This is a genomic window from Streptomyces galbus (genome assembly GCF_005280195.1).
Taxonomy (GTDB): domain Bacteria; phylum Actinomycetota; class Actinomycetes; order Streptomycetales; family Streptomycetaceae; genus Streptomyces; species Streptomyces galbus.
Genome location: NZ_SZPR01000019.1, coordinates 12,697 through 25,294 on the forward strand (window position 1 = coordinate 12,697; position 12,598 = coordinate 25,294).

13 protein-coding genes are annotated in these 12,598 nt (G+C 71.7%); 4 read left to right on the plus strand and 9 right to left on the minus strand.

Features of this window, described 5'->3' with window-relative positions; all coding sequences use genetic code 11:
- Nucleotides 1–75: 75 nt before the first annotated feature.
- A complete protein-coding gene (locus E4U92_RS23275; protein ID WP_137302406.1) occupies nt 76–258 on the minus strand; it encodes a hypothetical protein in 183 nt (60 codons plus the stop codon).
- A gap of 174 nt (nt 259–432) precedes the next feature.
- Here E4U92_RS23275 and E4U92_RS23280 point away from each other — a divergent pair, with 174 nt between their 5' ends.
- A complete protein-coding gene (locus E4U92_RS23280; RefSeq protein WP_137302407.1) occupies nt 433–1,269 on the plus strand; it encodes an SCO4651 family lipoprotein in 837 nt (278 codons plus the stop codon).
- A gap of 133 nt (nt 1,270–1,402) precedes the next feature.
- Entirely contained in the window at nt 1,403–1,579 is a 177-nt protein-coding gene (locus tag E4U92_RS35975) for a hypothetical protein (RefSeq protein WP_168725179.1), read from the plus strand.
- Nucleotides 1,580–1,640: 61 nt separating this feature from the next.
- On the opposite strand, the gene E4U92_RS23285 is transcribed toward E4U92_RS35975, so the two are convergent.
- On the minus strand, nt 1,641–2,006 hold the full coding sequence (locus tag E4U92_RS23285; RefSeq protein ID WP_137302408.1) for a metal-sensitive transcriptional regulator: 366 nt from the start codon (nt 2,004–2,006) through the stop codon (nt 1,641–1,643).
- Between the two features lie 206 nt (nt 2,007–2,212).
- On the opposite strand from E4U92_RS23285, the gene E4U92_RS23290 reads away from it, so the two are divergent.
- Together E4U92_RS23290 and E4U92_RS23295 are read left to right on the plus strand one after the other, a co-directional pair.
- Nucleotides 2,213–2,833, plus strand: coding sequence for a DUF47 domain-containing protein (locus E4U92_RS23290; protein ID WP_137302409.1), 621 nt, complete (start codon nt 2,213–2,215; stop codon nt 2,831–2,833).
- A gap of 8 nt (nt 2,834–2,841) precedes the next feature.
- The gene (locus E4U92_RS23295) at nt 2,842–3,840 is read left to right on the plus strand and encodes an inorganic phosphate transporter (RefSeq protein ID WP_137302410.1); all 999 of its coding nucleotides are present in this window, start codon (nt 2,842–2,844) and stop codon (nt 3,838–3,840) included.
- 170 nt (nt 3,841–4,010) lie between these two features.
- Here the strand turns inward: E4U92_RS23295 and pstB are convergent, their stop codons facing one another.
- The 7 genes from pstB to E4U92_RS23330 form a co-directional block, all read right to left on the minus strand.
- Complete coding sequence (gene pstB / locus E4U92_RS23300) at nt 4,011–4,787, minus strand: phosphate ABC transporter ATP-binding protein PstB (protein ID WP_137302411.1); 777 nt, start codon at nt 4,785–4,787, stop codon at nt 4,011–4,013.
- Between the two features lie 73 nt (nt 4,788–4,860).
- Complete coding sequence (gene pstA / locus E4U92_RS23305; RefSeq protein WP_137302412.1) at nt 4,861–5,913, minus strand: phosphate ABC transporter permease PstA; 1,053 nt, start codon at nt 5,911–5,913, stop codon at nt 4,861–4,863.
- Nucleotides 5,910–6,920 (minus strand): phosphate ABC transporter permease subunit PstC, encoded by a 1,011-nt coding sequence (gene pstC / locus E4U92_RS23310; protein WP_137302413.1) that lies wholly within the window; start codon nt 6,918–6,920, stop codon nt 5,910–5,912. The genes pstA and pstC overlap by 4 nt, the downstream gene beginning before the upstream one ends.
- Before the next feature lie 126 nt (nt 6,921–7,046).
- On the minus strand, nt 7,047–8,180 hold the full coding sequence (gene pstS, locus E4U92_RS23315; RefSeq protein WP_137302414.1) for a phosphate ABC transporter substrate-binding protein PstS: 1,134 nt from the start codon (nt 8,178–8,180) through the stop codon (nt 7,047–7,049).
- A gap of 227 nt (nt 8,181–8,407) precedes the next feature.
- The gene (locus E4U92_RS23320; RefSeq protein ID WP_137302415.1) at nt 8,408–8,869 is read right to left on the minus strand and encodes an NUDIX hydrolase; all 462 of its coding nucleotides are present in this window, start codon (nt 8,867–8,869) and stop codon (nt 8,408–8,410) included.
- 47 nt (nt 8,870–8,916) lie between these two features.
- On the minus strand, nt 8,917–10,185 hold the full coding sequence (locus E4U92_RS23325) for a CHAD domain-containing protein (protein ID WP_229862586.1): 1,269 nt from the start codon (nt 10,183–10,185) through the stop codon (nt 8,917–8,919).
- Nucleotides 10,166–12,397 carry an RNA degradosome polyphosphate kinase gene (locus tag E4U92_RS23330; RefSeq protein ID WP_137302416.1) on the minus strand — a complete coding sequence of 744 codons (2,232 nt, stop codon included), beginning with the start codon at nt 12,395–12,397 and terminating at the stop codon, nt 10,166–10,168. Before E4U92_RS23330 ends, E4U92_RS23325 begins: the two co-directional genes overlap by 20 nt.
- Between the last annotated feature and the right edge of the window lie 201 nt (nt 12,398–12,598).

Sequence of the window (12,598 nt, forward strand, 5' to 3'; positions counted from 1 at the left end):
GCCCGGGGGCGCCGTCCTGCACGCTCCCGTCGACCGGCGGGACCGCGCCTCATGGAGCGAGACGGCGGCGGGGCCTCAGGGGTTCCAGCCGTCCGCGGTGTGTCCCTCGGCGTCCGTGCGCGCCAGGCTTCTCGCCCGGCGGGCGGGGCCGCGCCAGCCGCAGGCGCAGCGGGCGAAACAGAAGCGGCCTTGTTCGACGGTGTCGGTGCGGTGCTCGCCCGGTGCGGGGGGAGCCGTGGGTCCGTCCTGCTGCGTCACGACGACTAAGGTACCCACGCCCGGCAAAGGCTTTCCCCGTCGCGCGCACCGCTTTCCGGGCGCCCGGCGCACGCCCTGCGCACGCCCCGGCCGCGCGTGACGGCGACCCCCGCACCTCGTTAACCGGACGACAGGGCGCCCGTGACGGACGTGAGCGGCTGGGGGTAGGCAGCGATGGCGCAGCGACAGCACAGGTGGGCGGGTGCGGTGGCCGTCGCGGGGCTCGTGGCCTCGGTCTGCGCGGGTGCCGCCGGGTGCGCCGGCAGCGGGGCGGCCGCCGAGGGCGGGCGGGCCGCCGACCCGGTCGGGACCCTGCACCGGGCCGCCGACACCCTGGTCGGCGCCGGCAGTTCCAAGGCGCGCACCTCGATGGAGATGGCGACCGGCGGGACCCGGGTGACCATCCGCGGGGAGGGGGTCTACGACTACCGCCACCGGCTGGGCCGGCTGAAGGTGATGCTCCCGCAGGACCCCGCGGGCGAGAGCCGGCACCGCCCGATCACCGAACTCCTCACGCCCGAGGCGCTGTTCATGAAGAACCGGGGTGCCGGGGTGCCCGCCGACAAGTGGGTGCGGGTGGCGACGGCGTCGCTGTCGGACGGCAACCTCGTCACCGGCGGGGCGACCGATCCGCTCGCCGCGGCCGAGGTGCTGCGCGGCACGCGCACGGCGACGTACGTGGGGCGCACCGAGCTGGCCGGCACCGCGGTGCGGCACTACCGCGGGACCGCCGACCTCACGGTGGCCGCGCGGAACGCGACCGGCGGGAACCGGGCGTCGCTGGCCGCGGCGGCGAAAGGGTTCGCCACGGCACGGGTGCCGTTCGACGCCTACCTCGACGACCAGGGCCGCATCCGCAAGGTCCGCTACCGGTTCAGCTTCGTCAACGGCCAGCGCGAGCGGGCGGTCGCGGTCGCCTCGACGACGCTGCTCTACGGCTTCGGCGCCGCCGTGGACGTACGGCTGCCGGCGTCGCGGGACATCTACGCGGGGCGGGTCGCCGAGGAATAGCGACCCCGTGGCACGGCCGGCGTACGCGGGGCGCGGTAGGCGGTGACTACGCCGTGGACTAGCCCGTCCGTGCCATGCGCGGTGCGTGGGCCGCTCCCTACTCTAGGAAGCCGGTGACGGCAGGGACGAGGTGATGCGCGTGGCTCCGGGCGGCGGTACGGCGGTGCAGGACCACGAGGCCCTCGCCGAGATCGAACTGTGCGGGGAGCTGATCATCGCGGCCTCGGCGGCCGAGGAGCGGCTCAGCCTGGAGAGCATCGACGAGGTGCTCCGGGTGGCGGAGGAGCGGGAGACCGCCGGACGCGAGTGACGTGCGCGCGTGACGTACGCGACGCGGGCGTGGCCGAAAGACGTCCTCCGGGGCGGTGCGGTCAGGTGCGCAGGAGGCGGCCGATGGCCTTCGTGGCCTCCTCGACCTTCGCGTCGATCTCGCCCCCGCCCTTGAGGGCCGCGTCGGCGACGCAGTGCCGCAGGTGCTCCTCCAGGAGCTGCAGGGCGAAGGACTGCAGGGCCTTGGTGGAGGCGGAGACCTGCGTGAGTATGTCGATGCAGTAGACGTCCTCGTCGACCATCCGCTGCAGGCCGCGGATCTGGCCCTCGATCCGGCGCAGCCGCTTGAGGTGCTCGTCCTTCTGGTGGTGGTAGCCGTGCACCCCGCGGTCGTGGTCGGTGACCACCGCGTCCGCGCCGGTGTCCGGGGAGGGCGCCGGGGTCGCGCCGGCCTCGGTCGTCGTCATCGCGTCCTCCCGTTTCGGATGGTGGCGGGGGATATATACCCCTGCCGGGTATATGGTAGCCAACTTTGGCGGGTACAGGACCCTTGGTCGCCCCTGTGCTGATCACTCTGCCTCATGGGCGACACTGGGGGACGGCCCCTTAGCCGTGGCCGGATGATGCGCTTAGCATCACCCTGACCGAAACCGATGCATCCCGAGGACCCCACGTGCGCTTTCGTCTGACCCCCAGGGAGACGAGCTTCTACGACATGTTCGCCGCATCCGCGGACAACATCGTCACGGGCTCCAAACTCCTGATGGAACTGCTCGGAGCGGACGCGTCCGCCCGGGCCGAGATCGCGGAACGCATGAGGGCGGCCGAGCACGCGGGCGACGACGCCACGCACGCGATCTTCCACCAGCTCAACTCCTCGTTCATCACGCCGTTCGACCGGGAGGACATCTACTCCCTGGCCTCGTGCCTCGACGACATCATGGACTTCATGGAGGAGGCCGTCGACCTGGTCGTCCTCTACAACGTCGAGGAACTGCCGCGGGGCGTGGAGCAGCAGATCGAGGTCCTGGCCCGGGCCGCCGAGCTCACGGCGGAGGCGATGCCCAACCTGCGGACCATGACGAACCTCACGGAGTACTGGATCGAGGTCAACCGGCTGGAGAACCAGGCCGACCAGATCCACCGCAAGCTGCTGGCCCACCTCTTCAACGGCAAGTACGACGCGATCGAGGTGCTGAAGCTGAAGCAGATCGTGGACGTCCTGGAGGAAGCGGCCGACGCGTTCGAGCACGTGGCGAACACGGTGGAGACCATCGCCGTCAAGGAGTCCTGAGCCCCACCATGGACACCTTCGCTCTGGTCGTGACCATCATGGTCGCGCTCTTCTTCACGTACACGAACGGCTTCCACGACTCGGCGAACGCGATCGCCACGTCGGTGTCGACCCGGGCGCTCACGCCGCGGGCCGCGCTGGCGATGGCGGCCGTGATGAACCTCGCCGGCGCGTTCCTCGGGTCCGGGGTCGCCAAGACCGTCAGCGAGGGGCTGATCCAGACACCCGAGGGCTCGACGGGCATGGCGATCCTGTTCTCCGCCCTGGTGGGTGCGATCACCTGGAACCTCGTCACCTGGTACTTCGGGCTGCCCTCCTCGTCGTCCCACGCGCTGTTCGGCGGCATGGTCGGGGCGGCGCTCGCGGGCGGTACCACCGTGTACTGGAACGGCGTGCTGGACAAGGTCGTCCTGCCGATGTTCATCTCGCCGGTGGTCGGCCTGGTCGTCGGCTACCTGGTGATGACCGCGATCCTGTGGCTCTTCCGGCGGTCCAACCCGCACAAGGCCAAGCGCGGCTTCCGCATCGCGCAGACGGTGTCGGCGGCCGGCATGGCGCTGGGGCACGGTCTGCAGGACGCGCAGAAGACCATGGGCATCGTGGTGATGGCCCTGGTCATCGCCGACGTCGAGGACTACGGCGACCCGATCCCGGTGTGGGTCAAGCTCGTGTGCGCCCTGATGCTGTCGCTGGGCACGTACGCCGGCGGCTGGCGGATCATGCGGACGCTGGGACGGAAGATCATCGAGCTGGACCCGCCGCAGGGGTTCGCGGCGGAGACGACCGGCGCGTCGATCATGTTCGTGACGGCGTTCCTGTTCAAGGCGCCGATCTCCACGACGCACGTCATCACCTCGGCGATCATGGGCGTCGGCGCGACGAAGCGGGTCAACGCCGTGCGCTGGGGCGTGGCGAAGAACATCGTGCTGGGCTGGTTCATCACGATGCCGGCCGCCGCGGTGGTCGCCGCGCTGGCCTACGGTCTGGTGAAGCTCACGGTGCTGTAGGCGCCGCCGGGTTCGTTCCCCGCTCCACCCACCGGAGGGGAAACGTTTCGGAACAGCAGCGGGCCCGCCCCCGGGAGCCAGGGGCGGGCCCTTTGCGTCCTCGCGGTGGCACCGCCATGCAGCACCGCGAGGGGTCTTGCGGGACGGCCCGGCTCGCCGGGACGGCCCGGTCAGCCGAAGCGGCCCGAGATGTAGTCCTCGGTCGCCTGGACCGACGGGTTGGAGAAGATGCGCTCCGTCTCGTCGATCTCGATGAGCTTGCCGGGCTGGCCGACCGCGGCCAGGTTGAAGAACGCGGTGCGGTCCGAGACGCGGGCCGCCTGCTGCATGTTGTGCGTCACGATGACGATCGTGAACCGCTCCTTCAGCTCGCCGATGAGGTCCTCGATGGCGAGCGTGGAGATCGGGTCCAGGGCCGAGCAGGGCTCGTCCATGAGCAGGACGTCCGGCTCCACCGCGATCGCCCGGGCGACGCACAGCCGCTGCTGCTGGCCGCCGGAGAGGCCGGAGCCCGGCTTGTTCAGGCGGTCCTTGACCTCGTTCCAGAGGTTCGCGCCCTTGAGGGACTTCTCGACGACGTCGGACAGCTCCGACTTCTTGTACTTGCCGTTCAGGCGCAGACCCGCGGCCACGTTGTCGAAGATCGACATGGTGGGGAACGGGTTCGGGCGCTGGAACACCATGCCGACCTCGCGGCGCACCGACACCGGGTCGATGCCGTGTCCGTACAGGTCCTCGTCGTCCAGCAGCACCTTGCCCTCGACCCGGCCGCCCGGTGTCACCTCGTGCATGCGGTTGAGCGTGCGCAGGAACGTCGACTTGCCGCAGCCCGAGGGGCCGATGAAGGCGGTCACCGAGCGGGGCTCGATGGTCATCGAGATGTCCTCGATCGCCTTGTGGGATCCGTAGTAGGCGGTCAGCCCGCTGACGTCGATTCGCTTGGCCATTGCTTCGTCACTTCCAGATAGTCGCCTTGGGGTCGCCGTCAGCGACCGGCCGCGCGGCGGTAGCCGCGGAGGGTTAGCGCGGGGCCTTCCAGCGGGCGATGCCGCGGGCCGCCAGGTTGAGGATCATCACGAACGCGATCAGCGTCAGGGACGCCGCCCAGGCACGGTCGTACGCCGCCGTGGAACCGGCGCTCTGCGAGTACTGCTGGTAGATGAACAGCGGCAGCGACGCCTGGGCGCCCTCGAAGGGGTCGTTGTTGATGAACGGGTTGCCGAACACCAGCAGCAGGACCGGGGCGGTCTCACCGGCGATACGGGCGATCGCCAGCATGATGCCCGTGGTGATGCCGCCGATCGAGGTCGGCAGGACCACCTTCAGGATCGTGCGCCACTTGGGCACGCCCAGCGCGAGGGACGCCTCGCGCAGCTCGTTCGGGACGAGCTTGAGCATCTCCTCCGTGGAGCGCACGACCACCGGCATCATCAGGATCGCGAGCGCGAGCGAACCGGCGAAGCCGAAGGGCTGCATGTCCCACATCAGCATCAGGCTGAGGATGAACAGGCCGGCGACGATCGACGGGATGCCGGTCATCACGTCGACGAAGAAGGTGACCGCGCGGGCCAGGTTGCCCCGGCCGTACTCCACCAGGTAGATCGCGGTGAGCACGCCGATGGGGGCGCCGATCACCGTGGCGAGGCCGACCTGCTCCAGGCTGCCGATGATGGCGTGGTAGATGCCGCCGCCGGCCTCGGAGTCGGCGACGACGCCCATGGAGTGGGTGAGGAAGTAGACGTCGAGGACCTTGGTGCCGCGCTGCACGGTCGCCCACACCAGGGACAGCAGCGGGATCACGGCGAGCAGGAAGGCGACCCAGACGAAGCTGGTCGCGACCCGGTCCTTGGCCTGGCGCCGGCCCTCGACGCGGGCGGCGACGACGTAGGTGCCGGTGACGAACAGGACCCCGGCCATCAGGGCCCACTGGATCTTGCTGTCGAGGCCGGCGGCGGCGCTGATGCCGAGGCCCAGCGCGACGGACCCGGCGGCGATCGCCCAGGGGGTCCACTTCGGCAGGCTGGCGCCGCGCAGGGTGCTGGGGCGCTTGTCGGCGATGGCTGCGTGGCTCATGCGTTGGCCCCCGAGTACTCCTTGCGGCGGGCGATGATCCAGCGCGCCGCGCCGTTGACCAGCAGGGTGATCACGAAGAGGACCAGGCCGGAGGCGATCAGCGCGTCCCGGCCGAACTCGGTCGCCTCGCTGAACTTGCTGGCGATGTTCTGGGCGAAGGTGCCGCCGCCCGGGTTGAGCAGGCTGGCGTGGATGTCGAAGTCCGGGGAGAGCACGGTGGCCACGGCCATCGTCTCGCCGAGCGCGCGGCCGAGACCGAGCATCGAGGCGGAGATCACGCCGGAGCGGCCGAAGGGCAGGACCGACATGCGGACCACTTCCCAGCGGGTGGCGCCGAGCGCGAGCGCGGCCTCCTCGTGCATCCGCGGGACCTGGCGGAAGACCTCGCGGCTGACGTTGGTGATGATCGGCAGGATCATGATCGCCAGCAGGATGCCCACGGTGAGCATCGAGCGCGGCGCGCCCTCCTCCCAGCTGAAGACCCCGGTCCAGCCGAGGTAGTCGTCCAGCCAGCCGAACAGGCCGTCCAGGTGCGGTACCAGGACCAGGGCGCCCCACAGGCCGTACACGATGGACGGCACCGCGGCGAGCAGGTCGATCACGTAGGCGATCGGGCCGCTCGTCCGGCGGGGGGCGTAGTGGGTGAGGAACAGCGCGATGGCGACGGCGATCGGGACCGCGAGGACCATGGCGATCACGGAGGACACGACCGTGCCGAACGCCAGCACCGCGATGCCGAACTTCGGCGGCACGAGGCCGGTGTTCCACTCGAAGGTCGTGAGGAAGTTGGCCTCGTCCTTGCTGATGGCCAGCGAGGCGCGGTAGGTCAGGAAGATCGCGATCGCGGCCATGACGGCCAGCAGCAGGATGCCCGAGCCGCGGGAGAGGCCGAGGAAGATGCGGTCACCGGGGCGGGTGGCGCCCCGCGCGGCGCGCTTCTGCTCGACCGGGGTCGGCAGCGGGGTGGGAGGTGGGGCTTCGTCTGTCTTCTGTGTCGTTATGTCCATGGGGTTCTCCGGTCTGCGGAGCCGCTCCGGGCGGCTCGGGCGGGGCCGGGTTCGGCGGCCCCTGGCGGCGGTGCACCGGACGGCGCGGTCCGGACCGGGTCAGCCGGCCCGGACCGCGCCTTCAGTTCAGCTCAGGCTCGCGACAGTGCTGCGGACCTTGGAGATGATCGCGTCGGGCATCGGGGCGTAGTCGATGCCGGAGAGGATGGACTGGCCCTCCTGCGAGGCGATGTAGTTCAGGAACGCCTTGGTACCGGGCAGGGTGGCGGACTTGTTGCCCTTGTCGCACACGATCTCGTAGGTGACGAGGGTGATCGGGTAGGCGCCGTCGGCCTTGGTGGTGTAGTCGAGCTTCAGCGACAGGTCGCTGCCGGTGCCGACGACCTGGGCGGCGGCGACGGCCTTGGTGGCGCCGTCGGAGGAGGCCTTGACCGGGGCGGAGGCGCCCGTGGCGATGTCGACCGTCTTCAGGCCGTCCTTGGCGTACGACAGCTCCATGTAGCCGATCGCGCCGTTGGTCTGCTTGACGCCCTGGGCGACACCGGAGGAGCCCTGCGCCGCCTGGCCGCCCTTGGCCTGCCAGGCCTTGCCGCCGGAGTACTTCCAGTCGTTCGGGGCGGCGGCGATCAGGTACTTGGTGAAGTTGTCCGTGGTGCCGGACTCGTCCGAGCGGTGGAACGCCTGGATCTTCAGGTCGGGCAGCTTGGCGTTCGGGTTCAGCTTCTTGATGGCCGCGTCGTTCCACTTGGTGATCTTGCCGTCGAAGATCTTGGCGATCGTGGAAGCGTCGAGGGTGAGGCCGTCCACCCCGGAGACGTTGAAGGCGACGGCGATCGGGCCGGCCACCATCGGCAGGTCGATGCCCTGGCCGCCGGAGCAGACCTGCTTGGAGGCGGTGACCTCTTCGGGCTTCAGCGCGGAGTCCGAGCCGGCGAACGCGACCTGGCCCTGGGTGAAGGCGGTGATGCCGGCGCCGGAACCGGAGCCCTTGTAGTTGATCTGGACGCCGTTGCACGCCTGGGTGAAGTTCTTGACCCAGGCGTCGATCGCGTTCTTCTGCGCGGAGGAGCCGTCGGCCAGGAGCTGCCCCTTGGCGTCGTCGCACTTGATGGACCCGGCCGCGGTGGTGGCGGAGGCGGAGCTGCTGCTGTCACCGCTGGAGCCGGTGTCGTCCGAGCCGCACGCCGTGAGGGCCAGGGCGCCGGAGACGGCGAGAGCACCGAGGGTGAGGGCCCGCCGGTTCATGCGCTGAAGCTTCACTGAGGGTGATTCCTTCCAGGAGCCGCCGTCCTGATTCGGCGGCGTGCGAAAGACTGGGTTGCGCGGATGCGACCCACAGGTCGCGTTCCGCACCGGGTAAGGCCGAAATTAGGCAGAACAGGTGAAGGCGCCGATGGGCGTGAATGAACGCGCGGTGAACCCTGGTGGTCGGTGCGGTTAGGTCACGGAAGGCTTACGTCGAGGACACGGCGCGGTCCCGGTCCCCCCTAGTGCAGGGACTCCAGCAGCGCGTCGACGAGGTCGCGGTCCCGGGGCTGGGTGAGCCGGGTGCGGGCGGACGCCGGCGGCAGCCACAGCACGCGGTCGACCTCGAGGTTCGGCACGAAACCGCCCGGTCCCGCCTCGGCGGCCCAGTAGCGGACCTCCTTCGGGCGGCCCTGGACCAGGTAGCGCAGCGTGGGCAGCTCGGCGCCGGGCACGGCGGTGTACCCGGTCTCCTCGACCACTTCCCGCAGCGCGCCCGCGAGGGCGTCCTCACCCCGCTTCAGCTTGCCCTTGGGGTGGGACCAGTCGTCGTATTTCGGCCGGTGGACGAGGCACAGCTCCAGGCCGCCGCCCGTGGCGGACCGGCGCCACAGGACGCAGCCGGCCGCCAGGACGGGGGTGTCGCCGGTGTCCTCGGGCCCGTACGCGCCGTGGGGGTGCTGCGTGTCCTCGGGAGAGCTCACCGTGGGGTCACCGCCTCCAGGACGACGGAGTGGAAGGGGGGTGGGGGTCACGCCGTGTGGACGGCGTGTCTCTGCCAGGCCCGCTGGAACGCGTACCGGGCCGCCTCCACCTCGTGCCGCTGGTCGGCGTGCAGCACGCCGAGCGCGTACGCCGTCGCCGGCGCGATGCGGGGCGTACGCGCCGCCTGGGCCGCGGCGGCCGCCGCCTCGGAGGCGTCCCGGTGCCGGTCCAGGGCCTCGCCCGCGGCGATCAGGCGCACGTCGGGCGGGCCGTCGTCGCCGTGCAGCACCTCCAGCGCGTACCGGTGCAGGCGCAGCAGCAGCCGCACCTGGTGCCAGGGCGCGTCCTGGGGGTGCGGGGCGGTGTCCGGGGACAGCCCGTGGACCAGCGCCTCGGCGTTGTACGGGTGGCCCGCGGTGACCAGCGGCAGCGCGGCGACCGCGTCGGTGAGCCGCTCCTCGGCGGCCGTGGCGAGCGGCACCAGGTCGGTGCCGGGCGCGTCCGGGGTCAGGGGGACCTCGCTGGCCAGGACGGCGACCTTGTCCGCGACGGCGTGGAAGCGGGAGGAGCCCAGCGCCTGGAGCGCCGTGGAGTGGGCGCGGGTGCGGGCGAGCGTGAGCTGGCGGTCGAGCAGGGCACCGGCCTTGGCGGCGCCGACGGTGAGGTTCCCGCGGTCGATGCCGGGGCCGGGGCCGGGCGCGGTGGCCACGGGGCCGGGGGAGGCGGTGGCCGCGCCCGCCGCCCGGGAGCCGGCGGGCGTGTGGGCGGTGCGGGACGCGGCGGAGGCGCTCGCGGTGGTGCGGGAGGCGGCGGACGGGCCCGCGGTGCGGGTGGCGGCCGGGGGGTGGGCCGGGCCCGGGGCGGCCCGGGGCGCGGTGGACGCGTCGGCCGGGTCGGCGAGGTGGGCCGTCCCGGGCAGGGGGGCGCCCCCGCCCGCTCCCTGCCCGGGGAGCGCCGTCGCGCCCGACAGCCGGTGCAGCGCCAGCAGCAGCCGCTCCAGCCGGGCCTCGTACGCGTGCTCCAGGGCCAGCGTCCCCGACAGCCAGGCCAGTTCGGGGCGGATCTCCTCCGACCAGTCGGCGTCCAGGAGGGCCCGGAAGGTGTGCAGGCTGCCGCTGATGCGGCGGGCCGAGCGGCGCAGGGCGCGCGCCGCGTCGGCCGCCTCGCCGGTCCCCCCGTGGGACCCGCCCTCGCGCTGCAGCCGCAGCGCGCGGAGGAACTCCGTGGCCCGGGCGCGGAGGTAGCCCGCGAGGGCGTCCCCCGTCACCGGGGCCCCGGCCGCGGAGTCCGTCAGGTCATGGTGTCGCTGTGCCACGCCGGCGCCTCCGGGCGTCTATGAGCATCTCCTGGACGTTGCGCAGGGGCGCGCCGTCCGCATCGGTCGCGTGCCGGGTCCACTCGCCGTCCGCGCCCAGGTGCCAGGACGCGGTGGCGTCGGACATGCCGGTCTCCAGCAGCCGGTTGAGCGCGGCGCGGTGGCCCGGGTCCACGACCCGGACGAGCGCCTCGATACGGCGGTCGAGGTTGCGGTGCATCATGTCGGCGCTGCCGATCCACACCTCGGGCTCGCCGCCGTTGCCGAAGGCGAACACCCGGGAGTGCTCCAGGAAGCGGCCGAGGATCGAGCGGACCCGGATGTTCTCCGACAGGCCCGCGACCCCCGGGCGCACCGCGCAGATGCCGCGCACCCAGACGTCGACCGGCACGCCCGCCTGGGACGCGCGGTACAGGGCGTCGATGACCGCCTCGTCGACCATCGAGTTGACCTTGATGCGGATGAACGCCGGGCGGCCCGCGCGGTGGTGCTGCGCCTCGGCGTTGATCCGCGAGACCAGGCCGTCGCGCAGGGACTTGGGGGCGACCAGCAGCCGGCGGTAGGTCTCACGGCGCGAGTACCCGGAGAGCCGGTTGAACAGGTCGGACAGGTCCGCGCCGACCTGCGGGTCGGCGGTGAGCAGGCCGAGGTCCTCGTAGAGGCGGGCCGTCTTGGGGTGGTAGTTGCCGGTGCCGACGTGGCAGTAACGGCGCAGCGTCTCGCCCTCCTGGCGGACCACGAGGGACAGCTTGCAGTGCGTCTTCAGCCCGACCAGGCCGTAGACGACGTGGCAGCCGGCCTCCTCCAGCTTGCGCGCCCACTTGATGTTGGCGTGCTCGTCGAAGCGGGCCTTGATCTCCACCAGTACCAGGACCTGCTTGCCGGCCTCGGCCGCGTCGATCAGCGCGTCGACGATCGGGGAGTCGCCGGAGGTGCGGTACAGGGTCTGCTTGATGGCCAGCACGTCCGGGTCGGCCGCCGCCTGCTCCAGGAAGGCCTGCACGGACGTGGAGAACGAGTCGTACGGGTGGTGCAGCAGCACGTCCCGCTGGCGCAGCGCGGCGAAGATGTCCGGCGCGGACGCCGACTCGACCTCGGCCAGGTCACGGTGGGTGCCGGCGATGAACCGGGGGTACTTCAGCTCGGGCCGGTCCAGGCCGTGGATGCGGAACAGGCCGGTCAGGTCGAGCGGGCCGGGCAGCGGGTAGACCTCCGCCTCGGAGATCTTCAGCTCGCGCACCAGCAGGTCGAGCACCTCGCGGTCGATGGACTCCTCGACCTCCAGGCGCACCGGCGGCCCGAAGCGGCGCCGCATGAGTTCCTTCTCCAGCGCCTGGAGCAGGTTCTCCGCGTCGTCCTCCTCGACCTCGAGGTCCTCGTTGCGGGTGAGCCGGAACGCGTGGTGCTCCAGCACCTCCATGCCCGGGAACAGCTCCTCCAGGTGCGCGCCGATGACGTCCTCGATGGGGACGTAGCGGCCCGGGGAGCTCTCCAGGAAGCGGGACAGCAGCGGCGGCACCTTCACGCGCGCGAAGTGCTTGTGGCCGCTGACCGGGTTGCGCACGACGACCGCGAGGTTCAGCGACAGGCCCGATATGTACGGGAAGGGGTGCGCCGGGTCGACCGCGAGGGGGGTCAGGACCGGGAAGATCTGATGCCGGAACAGCGTGAACAGCCGGGCCTGCTCCTTCTCGGCCAGCTCGCTCCAGCGGACCAGGTGGATGCCCTCCTCCGCGAGTGCGGGGGCGACGTCCTCGTGGTAGCACGCGGCGTGCCGGGCCATCAGCTCGCGCGAGCGGGCCCAGATCATCTCCAGCACCTCGCGCGGCTGGAGGCCGGAGGCGGAGCGGGTGGCGACGCCGGTGGCGATGCGGCGCTTCAGACCGGCCACCCGGACCATGAAGAACTCGTCGAGGTTGCTGGCGAAGATGGCGAGGAAGTTCGCCCGCTCCAGCAGGGGGGTGTCGGGGTCCTCGGCGAGCTCCAGGACCCGCTCGTTGAACGCGAGCCAGCTCCGCTCCCGGTCGAGGAAACGACCCTGCGGCAACTGGACGCCGTCCACCGCGGTGTCCTCGTACGCGTCGAGGTCCGCGTCGAGGTCGGGTTCCAGATCGGAGACCACGGCGGCCACGGTGTGCGGGCGGTGCGCGGCGATGGAGCCCACGGAGGGCTGCGCGTGCTGGATCTTCGCCTCGGAGTTCTGCTGGCTCATGGAGTCATTGTTCCGCGCTACGAGCGGGACAGGCGCGTCGGAACGCGCGGGCGGGAGCACGGCGGCGGTCCCGTCGGGGGGCGGCGAGGGCTCGGGCACGGCGGCGTTCATTGGCCGAGCGTCGCAAGGCCGTCTGAATCACCGGTTACGGAGACATGACGTGCGGGATAGCGGGGAGGGTCCCGCGGGGGTCGGTGGGGC